The 19,893-nt window shown below is 30.3% G+C and carries 15 protein-coding genes and 1 tRNA gene; 8 read left to right on the top strand and 8 right to left on the bottom strand.

From position 1 onward, the window contains the following. Positions 1–6: 6 nt before the first annotated feature. Positions 7–4,473: a UvrD-helicase domain-containing protein gene (locus MSM_RS03650; RefSeq protein WP_011954072.1), complete on the top strand. Its 4,467-nt coding sequence runs from the start codon at positions 7–9 to the stop codon at positions 4,471–4,473. 102 nt (positions 4,474–4,575) lie between these two features. Next, positions 4,576–5,781, top strand: a complete 1,206-nt coding sequence (locus tag MSM_RS03645; RefSeq protein ID WP_011953615.1) for an ISNCY-like element ISM1 family transposase — start codon at positions 4,576–4,578, stop codon at positions 5,779–5,781. A gap of 55 nt (positions 5,782–5,836) precedes the next feature. Here MSM_RS03645 and MSM_RS03640 read toward each other — a convergent pair whose 3' ends face one another. The 3 genes from MSM_RS03640 to MSM_RS03630 form a co-directional block, all read right to left on the bottom strand. Further along, on the bottom strand, positions 5,837–6,592 hold the full coding sequence (locus MSM_RS03640; RefSeq protein WP_011954071.1) for a HesA/MoeB/ThiF family protein: 756 nt from the start codon (positions 6,590–6,592) through the stop codon (positions 5,837–5,839). Positions 6,593–6,601: 9 nt separating this feature from the next. Beyond that, a complete protein-coding gene (locus MSM_RS03635) occupies positions 6,602–7,768 on the bottom strand; it encodes an aldo/keto reductase (RefSeq protein WP_011954070.1) in 1,167 nt (388 codons plus the stop codon). Between the two features lie 180 nt (positions 7,769–7,948). Further along, a tRNA-Met gene (locus tag MSM_RS03630) sits at positions 7,949–8,058 on the bottom strand. 249 nt (positions 8,059–8,307) lie between these two features. Here MSM_RS03630 and MSM_RS03625 point away from each other — a divergent pair. Both MSM_RS03625 and MSM_RS03620 read left to right on the top strand, forming a co-directional pair. Next, complete coding sequence (locus MSM_RS03625) at positions 8,308–9,558, top strand: adenosylhomocysteinase (RefSeq protein ID WP_004032485.1); 1,251 nt, start codon at positions 8,308–8,310, stop codon at positions 9,556–9,558. 40 nt (positions 9,559–9,598) lie between these two features. Then, the gene (locus MSM_RS03620) at positions 9,599–10,249 is read left to right on the top strand and encodes a DUF2119 family protein (RefSeq protein ID WP_011954069.1); all 651 of its coding nucleotides are present in this window, start codon (positions 9,599–9,601) and stop codon (positions 10,247–10,249) included. Here the strand turns inward: MSM_RS03620 and fen are convergent. The 5 genes from fen to cyaB are packed head-to-tail and all read right to left on the bottom strand — an operon-like array spanning position 10,246 to position 14,843. Further along, positions 10,246–11,229: a flap endonuclease-1 gene (gene fen / locus MSM_RS03615; protein ID WP_011954068.1), complete on the bottom strand. Its 984-nt coding sequence runs from the start codon at positions 11,227–11,229 to the stop codon at positions 10,246–10,248. The two genes, MSM_RS03620 and fen, sit on opposite strands and share 4 nt — an antisense overlap. 12 nt (positions 11,230–11,241) lie before the next feature. Then, complete coding sequence (locus MSM_RS03610) at positions 11,242–11,805, bottom strand: chorismate--pyruvate lyase family protein (RefSeq protein ID WP_011954067.1); 564 nt, start codon at positions 11,803–11,805, stop codon at positions 11,242–11,244. 7 nt (positions 11,806–11,812) lie between these two features. Next, complete coding sequence (gene hacA, locus MSM_RS03605) at positions 11,813–13,066, bottom strand: homoaconitase large subunit (protein ID WP_011954066.1); 1,254 nt, start codon at positions 13,064–13,066, stop codon at positions 11,813–11,815. A 9-nt stretch (positions 13,067–13,075) separates the two neighbouring features. Beyond that, a complete protein-coding gene (locus tag MSM_RS03600) occupies positions 13,076–14,248 on the bottom strand; it encodes a homocitrate synthase family protein (RefSeq protein WP_004032480.1) in 1,173 nt (390 codons plus the stop codon). A gap of 55 nt (positions 14,249–14,303) precedes the next feature. Continuing rightward, on the bottom strand, positions 14,304–14,843 hold the full coding sequence (cyaB, locus tag MSM_RS03595) for a class IV adenylate cyclase (RefSeq protein ID WP_011954065.1): 540 nt from the start codon (positions 14,841–14,843) through the stop codon (positions 14,304–14,306). Positions 14,844–15,037: 194 nt separating this feature from the next. On the opposite strand from cyaB, the gene MSM_RS03590 reads away from it, so the two are divergent. From MSM_RS03590 to topA, 4 genes are all read left to right on the top strand, one after another. Next, positions 15,038–15,583 (top strand): TATA-box-binding protein, encoded by a 546-nt coding sequence (locus MSM_RS03590; RefSeq protein ID WP_004032478.1) that lies wholly within the window; start codon positions 15,038–15,040, stop codon positions 15,581–15,583. Positions 15,584–15,595: 12 nt separating this feature from the next. Next, positions 15,596–17,185 (top strand): phosphoserine phosphatase SerB, encoded by a 1,590-nt coding sequence (gene serB / locus MSM_RS03585; protein WP_011954064.1) that lies wholly within the window; start codon positions 15,596–15,598, stop codon positions 17,183–17,185. Between the two features lie 55 nt (positions 17,186–17,240). After that, positions 17,241–17,390, top strand: coding sequence for a hypothetical protein (locus tag MSM_RS09205; RefSeq protein WP_004032476.1), 150 nt, complete (start codon positions 17,241–17,243; stop codon positions 17,388–17,390). 170 nt (positions 17,391–17,560) lie between these two features. After that, a complete protein-coding gene (gene topA / locus MSM_RS03580; RefSeq protein WP_011954063.1) occupies positions 17,561–19,711 on the top strand; it encodes a DNA topoisomerase I in 2,151 nt (716 codons plus the stop codon). Positions 19,712–19,893 lie beyond the last annotated feature (182 nt).

The following is a 19,893-nucleotide window of genomic DNA, read 5'->3' as shown; positions in this document are numbered from 1 at the left end:
TAATAAATGGTTGTAGAGTGTCCAATATGTTCTAAAGTTTTAAATAATGAAGAAATTTGTTCATACTGTGGAACTAATATTAATGAGGATATTTTTACTGATTTTACATCATTTCAAAAACTTAAAAATTCATTTTCAGGAACTTTCGGTAAAGGGTTGTCTAAAAATGATAAAAAAGATTTAAATGAATTTTTATTAAATAATGAAAGTAAAATAGCTGGTTTTATAAGTAAATATCAGAGTTCTTTTGAAAATTTGGTTTTGGATATTTCAGCTATTAAAAAAGAAAATAAACCTATTTATGAAATGATTTGTAAATTAACTGATTATTTTGAAGAAAAAAAGTTTAATTTGCCCATCAATCAAAGAAAGTCTTGTTATACATTTAAAAGAATTTATGATGAATTAGATGATATTATCCCTAAAAAGAATAATGAATATTGTATTGATACATTTAACAGTATTAAATTTAATTTAGAAAAGTTAAATGATTTTTTTTCAGTTTCAATTCCTAATGAACGTATTTCTAAAGATAAATTATCTTATAAAAACCAGTTTAAAGATAGTTATGATTTAATTAAACCAATTAAAGATTATGCTTTAAATAATTCAGATGTTTTTAATGAGTCCCAAGAGGAAGTTATATCTAATTTTATTTCAAATTTCGATAACTTTAACCAGAATGTAGATGATTTAAACAATAATTATGATATGGACCAAAAGTTAAATTTAATAATAAAATTATCTTCTGAAATTTCAAGGTCCAATAATCTTGATGAGCTTCTAAAAGAAAAAGAAAATCATAAAGAGCTTTATAATTTAGCTATTGAAATGCTTGAAGATAATGAGTCATTTTATTATTTAAAAAATAAGATTGAACTTAACAGAAATAATTTAAACAATTTCAAAAAGGCTTATAAAAAATTAAACAGTAAAATAAAATTGGTTCAATCTGAAAATTGGATTAAAGATAATTTTAGCAGGTTGGAATCTATAAAAAATTATGAAACTAAATTTCCTAAAGAGTTTATAGATAATTTTAAATTTAAAGAATTATGCTTTAATTTTAAAAGGTTACTTGTTAATGTAAACTGTATTTTGGATAATGGTATTGATATTAGCAACCAATATAGAAATCTGTTAAAGGATTTTATAAAATATTATACGAAATTTCCATATATTGTTGAAGAATCTAATTGTTATTTTAAAATTAACAGTAAAACCGCTAATTTTAACAATATTGAACATTTCAAATCAGAAATTTTGCATAAATTTGAAAATAATTTATCATTTAAGTATGATTGTATAAAAAATGATTATGAATTATTGGATAATAAACTTGATGATGCCATATATGTTGATGATAATTGGAATAATTTAGTTTATTTTAATAGTTTAAAAAACTCTACCAGTATAAAAATAGACGATAAAAAGAGTTTTGAGAAAAAATATGCTGATTTGAATGAAAAAGTTATTAATGTTCGGGAGTTTATAACTGATGATAATAAAATAGATCTTGATGATTTTATTTTTAATTTTTCACATATTGCAGTGTATATTGATGAAATTAATTTTCATTATAAGTTAAATTCATATTTGATTAAAATTAATAAAATTGAGCAGGTTTGTGAGTTAGATGATTTTGTAAATCAGCAATTGAAATTTAAAAAAGCTTATATTTATTCAAAAGATGCAATTGCCAATTTTTCAAAATGGTTATCTAAAAAGAATGAAGAAATATTAATTGATTTTATAGATTATTATGATTCTTTAGATGGTAAAATTCAGCAGATTAAGAGGAAACAGCTTAAGAAGTGGTTGAATGAGAACAAAGATGATTTTGTTAGGTTTAATGCTTTAAGGGAGTCTGAGATTACTGATCATATTGATGTTGAGTTAATTAAGGATGATTATAGGCATTTGTATGAGGATTGTCTTGATTTGGATTTGGATTTGTTGGATATTTGTGATTGGGAGTTGGTTGATGAATTTAGGTCTAATTATGAGGGTATTGGGGCTATTGTTTCTTATTTGAATAATCGTTTTGATATTAAAGATTTTTTCGGTTCTGTTTCTGGTTTTGTTTTAGGTGATTCTGTTGGTGTTTTGGAAAAGCAGAAGGAAGATTTTAAAGTTTTCTTTGATAAATGCGATTCTTTTGTTTCACGTGTTAGTGATGATTTGTTAGAATCTGAAAAGGTTAAGATTAATGAGTTTAAGGATGTTTATTCTTCTATTGATAGTAAAATTTATAAACTTAAGGTTAATAGTTGGTTAGATTCTAATAGAAATAACTTAATTGATTTTAATAATGAAATATCTGGGGAAATTTCTAATCTTGTTTTGGATGATGATGTTGAGGAGTTAAAAAGGAAAACTGAGGGTTTTTATAATAAAATTGTTGAATTTCAAAATTATTGTCCTTTTTTACTTCAGAATGGGGTTGTGTCTTCTTTTGTTTATAATTTTGAAAATTTAGAGGATATAATTGCTGATAAGAATTGTAAATTTAAGATTAAACAAATTTTAAATGAAATAAATGCGAGGAATTTTGAAAGTAATTCTTCTGAGTATTTAGAAAAACAAAAAGATTTGTTTTCTAATTATTGTGTTATTTCTAAAAGGATTATTGATTCATTTGATGATAAAATTACTGATTCTCAAAAAAATGAATTTTTAAATTTCATTGAAGAATATGACAATTTAGATAATGAAATTTGTAATTTGAGAATAGCTTCTTTTTTTAATAAACATTTAAAAGAAATTAATGAATTTATTCTGTTTACAAAAGGAACTAAAAAACATGAAATTTCTGATAAGAACAGGGATAATTGTAAAAAAGAGGTTAATTATATTTATGATATTCTTTTAAAGATTAGGGATGTTTTTAATCAAAATCCAAATATTAAACAATATAGGAAAAATTTAACATTGGAATTCATTGAAATATATGAAAATTTCGAGAATATAGTTCAAAGAATTAATTATCAGACATGGTTTTCTAATAATTTAAATGATATTAATAATTTCATAAGTATAAAATCTAAAACTATTACTTCTTATATATCTGAGGAAGAAAAAGACACTTTAAAAGCATCTGAAGACTGTTATAATAAATTAAATGAAATAGTTGATTTTCATAATAATGTATTTCCATCAAATCTTGATTTAGATATTATCTGTGAATTTATTGAGGATTATAATAATTATGATGATATAATTACTAAATTGAATGTTGAGTTTTTCTTTAAAGATAATTATGAAATTATTTTATGGGGAGCATCTTTGAATAAGGTTAACCCATTTTATTTTATAAAAAATGAGGAAAAGGAAAAGTATAAAACAGGTATTCAGAAAATTTATTCTAATTTAACTAAAGTTAACCAGTACTGTGTTAAAAAACATATTTTCAGCGAGGATAAATTTGAGTTAATGGATGGTGCTATCAGAAACTATGATAATATTGATGATTTGGTAATTAAATGGAATGTAAGTTATTATTTAAATTCTGTTGTTAAAAAATTTGCTAAAATTGGGGATTATGCTCCTGATAATTATTTTTCCCATAATTGGAAACAGAAATTGTTGCTTTGGCATAAAAATGCAATCTCTAAAGTTAAAAAATTTAAAGAAGATTATGCAGAATACATTTCTTCAGAAGATGAAAAATTTTTTGAAAAATTTTATAATAAACCTGAAACTTTTGAAACGGACACTAAACAAGCTAATGAACGGTATATAAATCAGGAATTAAAGGATAACTCTGATTTATTTGATGATTTGGATGGAAAATCATTAGATTCTCAACAAAGAGAAGCTATTGTCGTTGATGAAGATGCAGTAAAAGTTATTGCAGGTGCTGGAAGTGGTAAAACTTTTACAATTCAAGGTAAAGTTAAATATTTAACTGAAAAAAGAGATGTTGATCCTAGTGAAATTTTAGCAATTTCCTTTTCCAATGCATCTGTTGATGATTTGAAAGAAAGAATTGCGGAACCTATTGATATTAAAACATTTCATAAAGTTGGAAAAGATATTTTAACGCAGTATAATCAATATTCTAGACCTGATACTTCTGCTCTTAAACGTATTATTAAAAGATATCTAACTAAAAAAGCATTGAAAAATGAGGATATAAGTAAAAAGTTAATTGAATTTTTCAGTTTTTATATAAATGTCCCTCCATCTGAGGATGATATTAAATATGAAGGGGATTTGTTAGATTGGCAGGAAGGAGTAGATTTTTCAACATTAAAAAGACGGTTTAAAAATAAACAGAGGGAAACACTAAATAATGAAATTGTAAGAAGTTATGAAGAGTTATATATAGCTAATTTTCTGTTTATTTATGGAATTAAGTATACCTATGAAAAGATTTATTCATATCCTAATAAAAACTTTGAAAGAGAATTTAATAAATTTGAGTCTGTAAAATTTTATAGGCTTATTTGTTTTTTAATTTTTTACAGTTGAACTTTCATTTTGATGAAATTTCATTCTAATTTTTCTTTAATTTTAATATAAATGATTTAAAAATAGTAAAATACTTTAATAAGTGAGGACAAATAATATTTTATGACCAAACAAAACAAATCTGCCCTCAATAGTAATATAGACTTCATACAACTTAAACTTTATGATTTTTTTGATGAAAAAATTGATCAAGAAAAAATTATTTCAAAAAGATTGAATAAAACACCTAATTTTGAAAATACTAATCATAAACTATTTTTAGATGAAAATAATACTTTTAAATATGATAATCCCATTTGTCCAGTTTGTGGAAGCCACAAAATAATCAAAAAAGGCACAATAAAGAAAAACAAACAAAATACTAATGGAAAAACAACAGAATTCAAAGAACAGCAATATCAATGCAAAAAATGTGGAAAAAAATTCGGAATATACAATAATCCATTAATTGGTGAAAATAAACAATTTTTACAAGAAATAATGGATAAAATTCCAGGAATAATGAAAATAGGGTACCAATCACTTCGTAAAATAAGTAAATACTTTGAAATATTCCTTGGAATCAGAATATCTCATCAAACAATCAAGAACTGGTCTGACAAAAATCACGAAGAAAGCATCAGCAATGAAAAATTTGAATATTCTGGCTATTATTTATATGATGAGCAATTTTTAAGACTTAATGGAACTAGACACTACAGATTAACTTTATTTGATGCAATACTCAATATTCCAGTCACAGAACGAATAGTACGTCGCAGAATACCAAAAAACACGAAAAAATTTATCTTAGAATCAACAGAAAATAAACCATTCATTTGCCTAACAACCGATTTATTCCCAATGTATCGTAATGTAGCAGATGAAATAGAAGTAAAACATCAATTGTGCATATTTCATCTGTTTCAAACAATAAACCATAAATTAAAAGTATATTGTAGAAGAAACAAGATTAATGGAAAACAAAGAGACCATATTTACGAAAATGCACAAGAATTAAAAAACTGTTTCAGACAAAACTCAAAAAAAGAAGCAATAGAACAATTTAAACAATATTTACAAAAATATACGGCCATACCAGTTGTTTTAAAAGATTTCATAAGAAAACATATCATAAATCACTTCCACAGATACGTAGAATATCTTGATGATGAAAATATAGAAAAAACATCAAATAAAGTCGAAAATTACTACAGACAAACCAATCCTGAAAAAATAAAGAAAATATACAAAACCAAAAATGGAATCCTGACATTTTTAGACTATCAAATGCAAAATTGGACTGAAAAACACATTAAAATCAAATAAGCCTATAAAATTTTACAGACTCAAATAAATAAAAAATAAGAAAAAGTAATGTTGTTTAAATTTCATTTACATTAAATGAAGTTAAATCCAACAAATCAAAAGTTAAAATTTCCGGGGCTTGGGTAACTTTGCCAACTCCTGTCGTTATTTTAAAAGCTTCCATAGCTTCAAGACATCCGATTAAATTTGGAGTAGGCCCAATAACTGGAGGGACACCTGATGTAACACTTGATAAGTCATCCAATACATCTTCAGTTAAATCTTTATCTTTTGATGGGAGATTAAACATTGTTTCATAGTTTATATCTTTATCTGCTGAAAATACTGTAATCTGACCTAAAGTTCCATGAATGGCTCCATGAATAAATGGGATTTTCTTATTTTCAGCTGCTCTGGAAACAATTACTCTTGTTTTGACATTATCAAGAGCATCAATAACAATATCGCACTCACCGATTATTTTATCAACATTTTCTTTAGTTACAGTTTCTTCAAAGCAGTTAACTTTAACATAAGGATTAATCAGTCTGACTTTTTCTTTGGTTACTTTGCTTTTGGAAAGGCCTAGTTCTTTAATGCTGGCTAATGTTTGTCTGTTTAAATTGGATAAATCAAATGCGTCCTCATCAACTAAATTAAGCTGGCCAACTCCCATTCTGGCTAACATTTCAATAGTCTGACCACCTATTCCTCCACAGCCAATAACTGCTATTTTAGCTTCTTTAAATCTTTCCTGTTGACTTCTAGTTACAATACTCATTTGACGGCTTATCAGTTCCCAATATCCGTCACCTATATATCTTGTTGGCATTTTTTCACCTTAAAAATGATTAAATTCTCTACCGAAATAATTATCTACTTTTTCAAGTTCCTGTGGAATATCTAGCATTTGAGGACAAACAAATTCACAGTCTCCACAGTCAATACAGCTGTCTGCTCTGCAGTCTTCATCAATCAGACTAAAATATTGCATTGCACTTCCTTTTGGATTATTCAGCATTTTGCCGATATTGTATTCGTTAAAACAATTGATGATATCAACACCTTCTGGACATGGCATACAATATCCGCAACTGGTGCACTCATTTCCGGTCAGCGTCTTGTATGTTCTGGCAACTTCTCTAATTAGATCCTGGTCGCTTTCGCTAATTTCTTTAACATTTGAAGCTATTTGAATATTTTGTTTAACCTGTTCTAAGGAGTTCATACCACTTAAAACACAGTCAACATCGTCTCTATTCCATAAATATTCTAAAGCCCACTCGACAGGAGTTCTTTTAACTTCAGCACAGTCCCAAAGTTTTTGGACTTCTGGAGGAATGTTCTGAACTAATCTGCCTCCGCGCAGTGGTTCCATAATCATGCTTCCGATATTCAGCCGTTTTAGTTCATCAAGACCCATTACTCCTGTCTGGTAGTATTCATCAAGGTAATTCATTTGTGTCAGGACAACTTCCCATTTGGGATATGCGTCAAGAATGTCTACAAATGTATCAATTTCAGTATGTGATGAAAACCCTACATGTTTTATTTTGCCGCTGCTTAAACTGTCATCAAGAAAATCCAAAACTCTAAGTTTGCGGACTTTATTCCAATCATCCTTTGTAAGAGCATGGAGTAAATAAATATCAATACTGTCTGTTTTGAGTTTTTCAAGCTGTTTGTCAAGATAATATTCAAAATCTCCCTTTTCCTCCATTAACCATGATGGAGATTTTGTAGAGATTAAAACATCATCTCTGTAGCTGTTTTCTTTTAAAAAGTTTCCTATGAAAACTTCGCTGTTTCCGTTACCGTCGATTCCGGCACTGTGATAAGGATAAGCTGTATCAATAAGGTTAATTCCATTATCAATTCCATAGCTAAGAATTTCACTAGCTGTATTTTCATCGATATTGTCATTGGAACCTTTTGTCGGTAATCGCATAGCTCCGAAACCAAGAATTGAAACATTTTCTTTGGTTTTTCCAAGTTCTGTATATTGCATTTTAATAAATCCTCAAATCTTAACACTTGATATATTTATTAATGAGTTATAAAATAGTTTTGATTAGTGATGTTTAAAGTAACTCAGATTCTCCTTTTTGAAATCAGCGATAAAATCAGCTTGTAAAATTAAAAATTTCCTAAAAAAATAGTTTATAAAAAATATTCCGGGGATTGAAGATGCCGGGAGCGGGATTCGAACCCGCGGCCTCACGGTATCCCAGGAATTAGTCAGAGCACTGCTTAATTACCCTATGAGCCGTGCGCTCTAACCAGCTGAGCCACCCCGGCATCAGACATTTATTATATTAAATTCTCATTACATTTATACTTTTTGTTTTTCTTATTTTTGATTATAATTTAAGTTTGGCTGATTGTAATTAAACATTGTTTATTTTTATAATAATTAATTAATAATGGATGTAGTTAATTTGAAATATTTTGTTGCATTATATATTTTTAAAATTATTTATGAATAATAATATTTAATAACCCTCAAATGATATATTATAATATTATTTAATTTTTATAGGGGATATTATGAGTAAAGTTAAAGATATGTCTCTTGCTAAAGAAGGTATAAGAAAAATTGAATGGGTTCAAAGACACATGCCAGTTCTTGAACACATCAAAAAAGAATATGAAGAAACTCAACCTTTCAAAGGAATCACTATTGGGTCTTGCCTACATTTAGAACCTAAAACTATTAATTTAGGTTTAACTTTGCAGGCAGGTGGAGCTGAAGTAGCTATGACTGGATGTAATCCGTTATCCACTCATGATGATGCAGTGGCCGGAGCTGCTGATTTAGGTTTGAACATCTACGGTTGGAGAGATCAGGATGATGAAGAATATTATCAGACTATCAACATGGTTCTTGATCACAAACCTGATGTAATCATTGATGACGGTGCAGATATGATTATGGTTCTTCACAATGAAAGAACTGATGTTTTAAAACATATTAAAGGAGCATGTGAAGAAACTACTACTGGTGTTCACAGATTGGAAGCTATGCATAAAGATGGGGCTTTAAAATTCCCTGTTGTAGCTGTAAATGATGCTTATACCAAATATTTGTTTGATAACAGATATGGTACAGGCCAATCCAGTTTTGATGCAATTATGGGAACCACCAATATGTTAATAGCTGGTAAATCTGTTGTTGTATGTGGATATGGATGGTGCGGTCGTGGAATAGCTTTAAGGGCACAAGGTCTTGGAGCTAATGTTATTGTAACTGAAATCGATCCAATCAGAGCACTTGAAGCAAGAATGGATGGTTACAGAGTAATGAAAATTAGAGATGCTGTAAAAGAAGCTGATTTAATCATTACTGTAACTGGTAATATCAATATTATTCATGGTGATGACTTCAAATACATGAAAGACGGCTGTATGTTATGTAACTCCGGTCATTTTAATGTGGAAATTAATAGACGTGACTTGGAAGCTCAATCAACCAGTGTTCGTGAAGTAAGAGAAAGTATTGAAATGTTTACCATGAAAGACGGCAGAAAAATATATCTGCTTGCAGACGGAAGATTAGTAAACTTATCTGCAGCCAGGGGACAAGGACACCCTGCAGAAATCATGGACATGAGTTTTGCTGTTCAGGCATTATCTGCAAAATACATTTTAAACAACGATTTGGAAGTCGGTGTAACTAAAGCTCCTGATGACATTGATTATGAAGTAGCTAATTTAAAACTAAAAGCTATGGATATTGAAATTGATACTTTATCTGACCGCCAAAAAGAGTATATGTGCAGCTGGAAAGAAGGAACTTAAGTTTTCTTCTTTGATTTTTTCTTTTTTTTATTTGGATAATATGTCTTATTTCAGATATGTTGACAATGGTGAAGGTCCAACTAAGTTATTTATAGGTGGAGTCCATGGCAATGAAGGTAAAACTTCTTTAAAATTTATTAAACGTTTGAATATTGATGATTTTTCAAAAGGACAGTTTTATTTTTACAATTTTGATAAAACTCCATATATTTCTACAATTAAAAAGGAATATTATAAATCAGAAATCGGTTTGAAGATTTTGGATCTGATTGAGTATTTTGAACCTGATTTTTATACTGAACTTCACTGTTACGATCTGGCGCATTTTGACAGATTAACTTCTATGGAACGTTACACTAAAACAGGAATTCCTCCATTAATAAATTTGGGAAATCATGTGCTGGTAAGTTCTGTTTCTCCATTAATTCGCATGACATATTTTTCAACTGACACTGTTTGCAAAACATTGGAATTTCCTTGTGTTGAAAAGCTGTCTGCAGAAAAAGAAGAAAAATATAATTTCAATAAAAAATCAGCTGTTGAAACCTATGAAAAGCTTCTTAATTTAATTGTCAGAGCACCGGACAGGGAGTATTTTGAAAAGGAAATGCTGAAAAATTATTATAATCAGGTTGCACTGGCTGTTGATTATGCCAAAAAAGTATTTGGTCCGGAGTTTCCCCCTTATTAGAACCAGTCTTCAAGGCTTTTCTGACTTGAATTTAAATTTTTTAATTTATCACAGGCTTTTGAAACTCTGTCCTGTGAAAAACCGTGTTCTTCACATAAAAAGTCAATAATATCATTTTTAGCCGGTTTTTTCCATCTGATTTTATAATTGGTATTTACATTATGGTTTAGGAATATTTCTCTGACTTCAGAGATGTCATGTGATGATTCTTCCTGAAGTTTGGCTAATTTATTTTCAAGTTCTCCTTTTTTAGCTAGTTTAAGAGCTGTTTTTGCACCTACTCCTTTTAAGCCTTCACTAAAATCAGTTCCGATTAGTATTCCCATATCAATAAGCTGTTCTCTATTTATGTCCAGTTCATCTAAAACTCTTTTTAAATTGTAATATTCCAGATCTCCCAAGTTGGAATTGATGGCAAGGTTTCTTACAACCCTTTTGGCTCCGAATAAGAGACAGTCATAATCCTGTGAAGCTACTGCCCATGCATCTCCATTTTCAACAAGGTAAGCTGCTTGTGCTTCTCCTTCACCATATGCTTCAATGTATGGTATTCCCATCATTGTCAGCAGCTTTTTGGAGGATTCTATAATGTATGGAGATAATTTGGAAGATCTCATTGCATATTTTCTGGCTTCCTGAGTATCCTGTTTAGCCAGTGCTTCTTTCCATTTTTTTTCAGATTCTTCTCTTGTCTGTCTTCTTTGGTCAATGGTTTCCTGTTTAAGATAGGATGGTGTTCCGTCAAATACATAAATCGGTTTTATGTCTTTTTCAATCATTGAGGAGTTTCTATATAAAATTCCGCTTAAATGAGAGGTTATATTTCCATTGCTGTCACTTAAGGGTCTTCCGTCTCTTTGTCTGATTGTAGACAGGAACTGGTAAAGGGTATTAAATGCATCTATAGAGATTGCTCTTCCTTTCAAATCTTTAAAATCAATCTGTTCCGGCTGGATTATGTCTTTTAGTTTAACACCCATTTTATCACCTGTTTAAATATTTGTAAATTTACTGACTGGGAATACTTCTTTAATCCACATCAATACATTGTTTTTATGGATAATTACATATTCTCTGGCAAGCATATCTTCTTTCGTGTTAAATAAATCTTTTAACCTTTCATTAGGTTTTTCAATATAGATTTTATTTACTTCCCTTCTTGATTCAATCTGGTAATTTTTTAAAATTCTTCCGATTGGTATGTCTGCTCTAACCAAATCGCAACAAATCTCATCGGTTAAACGTTCCAATGGAATGTATGACAGTGCATAAATTAGATTTTCATCGTCTTTATGCATTATAACTTCCCGGTAATTGATTTGTGCACCTTCATCAACATGGATTAATTCGCTGATTTCACGGTCTGCTGTATCAAAGTGCTGTTCTAAGGTACTTAATGTAATTTTACCGTACAGCACATCTAAAATAGCTGTAATTGATCCGTCTGTTGTCAGCAGAATTTTTTGAGTATTTGAAAAGTCTTTTGTATATCCTTCTTCTACCTGATTTATTTTTTCAATCAGACGTTTGTTTGCTTCGTTTTTTTCAATAGTCATTTTTTCACTATAAATCTTTAGGATTTGTAATAACTCCTTCAATAGCTGAAGCAGCAACAACCTTTGAATTAGCCAGATATACTGAGGATTTCGGATCCCCCATTCTTCCTTTGAAATTCCTGTTTGTTGTGGATAGGCAGGTTTCACCTTCAGATAAAACTCCCATATGTCCTCCAAGACATGGTCCGCATCCTGGATTGCATATAATAGCTCCCGCATCTATAAATGCATCAATGTATCCTTCATGGATTGCCTGTTTGTAAATTTCAGCTGATGCTGGAAGAATTAGTAATCTAGTATCATTATTAATTTCATTATCTTTTAAGATTTCATAAGCATCTTTCAAATCAGATAATCTGCCGTTTGTACAAGAACCGATTAAGCATTGGTCAACAGCTGTGCCTTCAACTTTGGAGATGTCTTTAACATTGTCTACATCATTAGGGCAGGCTATTTGAGGTTCCATATCAGTTATGTCAAAGTGCATTTCTTCTGAATACTGTGCATCTTCATCGGATTTAACAATATTCAATTCACTTTCTTTTTTTCCGGTTCTTTGGGAAACATATTGGATAACTTCTTTATTCGGTTCCATTATTCCGTTTTTAGCTCCCATTTCAATAGCCATGTTACATATTGTAGCTCTGCCTTCTACTCCCATTTTTTCGATGGTTTCTCCGCAGAATTCTGCAGTTTTGTAGGTAGCTCCAGCTATTCCCACTTCACCGATGATTTTTAAAATGATGTCTTTTGGAGCAGTGTATGAATTTAACTCTCCGCTGACTTCCATTTTAATAGCTTCAGGAACCATAAACCATGTTTTACCTGTAGCATAAACCATAGCTAAATCAGTAGCACCCATTCCTGTTGAAAATGCTCCATATGCACCATAAGTACATGTGTGTGAGTCAGCACCTACAATAACTTTTCCAGGTTCTACCAGTCCTTTTTCAGGAAGTACCTGGTGGCATATTCCGTCACCATGTATGTAATTTTTAGTAATTTTCTGTTTTTTTATGAAGTCTCTGCATACTTTCTGGAATTCTGCAGATCCGATTGTATTTGCAGGAACATTATGGTCAAATACAATTGCAATTTTTTCATTGTCCCAGACTTTGGTAGCTACTTTTTCAAAGGTTTTTATAGCTGGTGGTGATGTTCCGTCATGAGACATAGCTAAATCAACCGGAATTTCAATAATTTCTCCGGGTGTAACCTCTTTTTTTGCTTTAGCTGATAATATTTTTTCTGTAATATTCAAAACCGTCACCTATTCTTTTTTATAGTTACAACTTTTTACAATTTCTTTGAATACATCATCGTTAATGTATGTTCCTTCTTCTCTGCTTTTTTTAACTTTTTTAACAATTTCAATAAGGGTATCGTCGCTTACATCAAGGTCACATTCATTTAATTTGGCTCTGACTGCTCTGCAGCCTGAATGTTTACCTAATACAAGCTGTCTTTTTTGTCCTACCAGTTCTGGAATATATGGTTCATAACATAACGGCTCTTCAATAACTGCATCAACATGAATTCCGGATTCGTGTCTGAATACGTTGTTTCCTACTACAGGTTTGTTATAGGGAACAGGCAATCCGCTAGCTTTTGATACAAGTTCGGAAAGTTCTTTAATATGTTTGGTTTTAAATCCTAAATCTTTACCGTATAATAATTTAAGAGACATAATTACTTCTTCAAGAGATGCGTTTCCTGCACGTTCTCCGATACCGTTTACTGTTGTGGAAATTCCATTAGCTCCTGCCAGTACTCCGGATATGGAATTTATAACTGCCAGACCGAAATCATTGTGACAATGTAGAGCAATATCTATATTTACATCTTTTTTAAGTTCTTTTACCAGGTAAGTAATTCCCTGCGGAGTTATAGCACCGGTAGTGTCTGCTATGTGTACTCTGTCTGCTCCATAGCTTTCAGCCTTGTTGTATATTCTTTTTAAGAAATCCAAATCAGTTCTGGTTGCGTCTTCTGCAGAAAATGCAACAAATAATCCGTGATCTTTAGCATATTCAATAGCGTTCATACATGTATTCAGTGCTTCCTGACGTCCGATGTGCATTTTGTGTTCTAAATGGATGTCTGAAGTTCCCATAAATGTAATAACACCGTCAACATCACAATCAAGAGCAGCATCAATGTCTTCTTTTTTTGTTCTAGATAAAGAAATGATTTGAGCATTAAGGCCTTCTGAAGTTATGGCTTTCACTGATTCCTGTTCTTTTTTGGAAACTATAGGAAAACCTGCTTCAATTTGTTTAATTTTAACTTCATCTAATTTTTTAGCAATTTCTAACTTTTCTTCAGGACTAAAACAAACTCCTGGGGTTTGTTCACCGTCTCTTAAAGTTGTATCATAAACTGTAATTTCATCAGGAAAATTTAATTCCGGTTCTTTATTATAATGACTGATATAATATTGCAAATAATCACTTCTCTTAAATTATTTTATTAATTTAATAATATTGTATTATGTTATATTATAAAGTTTCTAAAAGTTCCAGATATGAGGTTCTCTCAAAACCATCTGTAATCCCAAGTTGTTTAAACACTTCAAAAATGCTGTTCTGAGATTCTTTGTAATCGTTTCCGTCTTCAAGACCTATTTCAATTTCCATATATGGGTCTAAACCTTCAATATCATCCAAACTTATTTCAAAATTTTTATAAGCATAATATTCACGGTTTTTACGCACAGTTCTGACTTTTTTAAATCCTATATGTTCGAATGTTTTTGCACATTTTTTGCTATCTTCAATTCCGAACTCTATTTCTTCACGTGTTTTACTTTCAGAATCAATTTTAGCCCCTTTATATGTTATGAAAATGTGTTTTTCATCGCCCTGTTTTGTTGTTCTTATTCTAAGGGCTTCATCTGTTTTGGCAAAATCTACTATTGGGCTGTTAAAATAAATATCTTCCTGAAATTCTTCTTTAGTTTTAATAGCTCCCAGATCATTTAATTTTTTTCTCATATCTTCAAAATTATCAATTTTGGCTTTTACTTCAACTTCTATCATTTCTATCAGACCTTAATATAATTATTAATATTTTTTGAAGTTAATTAAAAAATATGTTTATTACATATTTTTGTTTTTACTTTATAAATAAACATAAGTTTATATACTATTTAAATAAAATATTTAATTAGTAAAAATTTAATGATTTTAAATCTTTACTGTACTCATTTTAATAATTAATTGGAGGTTTTAAATTGACCGATGTTGATATAAAAATAGAAAACATTGTGGCTTCTGCAAGCATAGGAAAAGATATAGTTTTAACTGAAGTTTCCGAAGCTTTAGAAGGGGTTAATTTTAATCGTGAACAGTTTCCAGGATTAGTTTTTAAACTTAAAGATCCTAAAACAGCAGCATTAATTTTCAGCTCTGGTAAGCTTGTTTGTACTGGGGCTAAGTCTATAGATGACTCAAAGTTAGCTATTAAAAAGACTGTTGATTTAATGAGGACTATTGATACTGAAATTCCTCATGAATTCGAAATTAAAATTCAAAACATTGTGGCTTCTGCAAACTTAGAATCCACATTAAATTTAGAAGCAGTAGCTTTAGAACTTGAAGATACTGAATACGAACCTGAACAATTTCCGGGTTTAGTATACAGGTTATCTGACCCTAAAGTTGTTTTATTATTATTCGGTTCCGGTAAAGTTGTTTGTACTGGAGCTAAAACACGTAGCGACGCTAAATTAGGTGTCGAAAGAGCTTACGATAGATTAAGTGAGCTAGATTTAATATAATTGGTGGTATGATTGATTAAACTTGTAGTATTTGACTTAGATAACGTTATTATTGATGGAGAAGCAATTGATGAGATAGGGAAATTAGCAAATGTTGAAGATGAAATAGCTGAAATTACTGAAAAAGCTATGCAAGGTGAAATCGACTTTGAAACTTCTATTAAAGATAGAGTTAAACTTCTTGAAGGAACTTCCATTGAAGATATTCAAAAAGTTGCTGATGAACTTCCATTAATGAATGGTGCTGAAGATACCATCGCACGTTTAAAAGAAGAAGGATTAGATGTAGCTATTATTAGTGGCAGTTTTGATGTTGTTGCACAAACCGTTAAAGACAAACTCGGTATTGAAAATGCATACACTAATAGTTTCACTGTTGAAGACGGTAAATTGACTGGTGAAGTAACTGGACCTTTAGTATCTGGTTCTAAATTGGACGTATTAAAAGAACATATTGAAGGTAATGACACTTCTTTAGAAGAAGTTGTTGCAGTTGGAGATGGAGCTAACGACATTTCCATGATCGAATCAGCAGGTATTGGAATTGCTTTCAATGCAAAAGATTCTGTTAAAGAAAAAGCTGATGTTGTAGTAGATGAAAAAGACTTAACCAAAGTCTTAGATGAAATTATTAATCAATTATCCACTGATGTTGTTGAAAATGACGAAACTGAACAAGTAGAAGAAGCAGAAGATGCTGAAGAATCTACTGAAGAAGCTGAAAAACCTAAAAAAGACGGTCTTCCTGAATCTGATTTTGTTTTAGCTGACACCATGGAAGGTGTAAGAAAACAAAAAGATGAAAAAGAAGCTGAAATAGCTAAAGTTACTGAAGAAAGAGAAGAATTCAACAGGATAGCTAAAGAACAACGTAAAATTCGTGATGAATTAAACGCATCATTAAAAGAAAACTTAAACAAAGCTATTGAATTCAGAAATGAACGTAACGAAATCAACAAAAAAGTTGAAGAAGCTAAAAAAGCACGTAACGAAGCTAACAACAAAATTAGAAACTTAGAATGGTCTTCTGGTAAACGTGACAAAATTAAAATAGAAAATGAGATTAAAAAGATTGATAAAATCATTGAAACTCGTGTTTTAGATATTAAAAAAGAAAATCAACTTGTTAAAAATGCAAACGATTTAAGAAAACAGTTAATGGAAATTCATGAAGATGAATCCGTTAAAGGTGAAGCACAAGAGCTTAAAAAATTATCTGAAGAAGAACACGAAAAAGTTATTGACTTTTCTGAAAAAGCTCAAGCAGCTCACGAAGAAATGCTCAAATTCTTCAGAAAAACTGATGATATCAGAACTGCAGCTGATGAAGCTCACAAAAAATTCATCGAAGCTCGTAAAAATGCTTCTGCAAAACATGAAGAGTTCAAATCCATTTTAAGCGATATTCATGTTATCAATAAAAAATTAGGTTCCAACAGACCTAGAAAAAGAAGATCTGCTAGTAACAAATCTTCCTCATCAAACGGTAACAAAAATCGTGAAGAAAAAGAAAGAGCTGAAGAAATCTTCGATAAATTCAAACACGGTGGAAAATTATCTACTGAAGAGCTCTTACTTTTACAAAAATACAATATTAATTAAGTAATTTACTGAAATTACTTTAATTTTTATTTATTTCTTTTTTTAAGGTAATATCATGTCTGATGAAGAAAAAATTGAAACCTGTTTTTTATGCGGCAAGAAATTTGACATGAATAAGTCCGAACTTGCCTACTATCGCTATGACAAATATCCTATTTGCGATTACTGTGCTGAATTTTACAGTTTTTACAAAGAAGATTTATAATTATTTTTAATTTTCATATTTTTGCATTGATTTTATCTTATTTTTAAAAATACTTCATATAAACTAAAATCTTTCAATAGAAATATTTTTATAGGATTAATTATTTTAAATATTAAATCAGTAATTTACAAATTTTTATAATTTAAAAATTTAAAAACGGTACAGGTACAATGAATGAAGTAATAATTTGCGAAAAACCAAAATCTGCAGAAAAAATAGCTAAAGCATTGTCTTCTAAAGCTAAAAAGAACGTATTTAATAAAAAAGTTAAATATTGGACATTGGAAAGAGACGGTAAGGATATAACAGTATTGTCTGCTGTCGGACACTTATATTCTTTAACTCCGGATAATCCCAAGGATAAAGTCTATTTTGATTTGCATTGGGCACCATTATTTGAGATTGACAAAAAATATAAGAACTATACCAAGGATTATGTAAGGGCTATTAAAAAATATGCTAAAGATGCTGACAGCTACATTCATGCATGCGATTATGATATTGAAGGAACTTTAATCGGATATCATGCATTAAAATATGGGTGTGGCGATGATGCTTTAAAAAAATCTTCAAGAATGAAGTTTTCCACTTTAACTAAAAAGGATATTGTGGAAGCATATGAAAATAGAATACCTATTGACAGACATCAGGTAGACAGCGGTGTAGCCAGACATATTCTGGACTTTTATTTTGGTGTAAACATATCAAAGGCTTTAATGAAATCTGTAAGCGCAGCCAAAAAAAGATTTTTAAAGTTATCTGCAGGAAGAGTTCAAACTCCGACTTTGTCTATTTTGGTTGACCGTGAAAAAGAGATTAAAAAATTTGTACCTAAACCTTACTGGTTAATTAAAGCTTTACTTGACGGTGAAATTGAAGCGGATCATGTAGATGGAAAAATATTCGATAAAACAAGGGCTGAAGAGATTTTTTCAAACTGTGAAAATAGTGATGCAGCTGTCGATAAAATCAAATATTCCAATTCCACTACAAAACCTCCTGTTCCATTTAATTTAGGTGGTTTGCAGTCTGAAGCTTATAATGTCTTTGGTTTTTCACCTAAAAAAACTCAGACTATTGCTCAAAGCCTTTATACTGCAGGATATACATCTTATCCACGTACTTCATCCCAAAAGTTGCCTGAAAGCCTGGATTTCAAAAGCATATTTTTACAGCTGTCCAAAAATTCCGAATTCAGAACACATATTTCAGCTCTTCCGGCTAAATTAAAACCTAATGAAGGTAAAAAGGAAGATGCTGCTCACCCTGCTATTCATCCGACAGGTATTTTACCTGATAAATTGGACAAGGATGAGTTAAAAATTTATGAACTGATTGTTTACAGGTTTATTTCAGTATTTTTCGAAGCAGCTACCTTTGAAACAATGAGTACCACTTTGGACATTGGCGGTGAAAAATTCAAGTTTAGACGCAGAAGGGTTACCCATAAAGGATGGCTGGAACACTATCCATTTAAGAAAATAGATAATGAGGAATTTCCTGATGTTAAGGAAGGAGATTCCATCATCGTCAAGGAGATTGTATCAGAAGAAAAAGAAACCAAACCTCCTGCAAGATATAATCAGGCTTCTTTAATTAAGGAACTTGAAAAAAGAGAACTTGGAACCAAAGCTACCCGTGCAGATATTATTGATAAGTTATATGACAGAAAATATATAACTGGAAACAAAATTGAGGTTAATCAGCTTGGTGAGAACATAATCGACACTTTAAGCGAGTACTGTTCTAACTTAACAAGTGAAGAGCTGACCCGTGACTTTGAAAATAAACTTGAAGGCATAGACAATGATAAAGCCACCCGTGAAAGTGTTGTAGCTGAAGGTGAAAAGGAAGTTAAGGTTATTTTGGGAGATATTGATAAAAACAAAGTTAAAATCGGTTCACAGATTTATGATGCCTATCAGGAAAGCAATATTGTTGGAAAATGTAAATGCGGCGGAAATCTGGTTAAAAAATACTCTCCTAAAAATAAAAGCACTTTTGTGGGATGTTCTAATTATCCTGACTGTAAAGCAACTTACTCTGTTCCTAAAGGAGCAAATTTCTTAAAGAAAACCTGTAAAACATGTGGATTACCTATTATTTCCTTTGGTAAGCCACGTCAGCATGCATGTCTTGACCCTAACTGTGGTAAAGAGAATACTAAGCCTCGTGAGATGAAAGTAGTTGGTGTGTGTCCTAGTTGTGGTAAAGAACTGATTAAAAGGTCCGGAAGGTATGGAGAATTTGTTGGTTGCAGAGGATTTCCAAAATGTCGCTTTACCTGTTCTTTAGATGAGTTAAAAGATAAAGTCCAATAGACTTTATTTTTTCTAATTTTTTTTTAAATGCATAATCTTTAATAATGTTAAAAATAATAGATATAAATTAATAAAAGTATTGATGGTTTTGCCCAAAAATATTTTTATTTCTTTAACATTCTTATAAATTTCAAATAAGTTTTTTAAATAATAAATTCAGTTGATGTAACTATTTTTATGTT

The organism is Methanobrevibacter smithii ATCC 35061, from assembly GCF_000016525.1.
Classification (GTDB): Archaea; Methanobacteriota; Methanobacteria; order Methanobacteriales; family Methanobacteriaceae; genus Methanocatella; species Methanocatella smithii.
The sequence above is the reverse complement of the archived record's forward strand: the minus strand, read 5'-3'. Positions and strand labels throughout refer to the sequence as shown.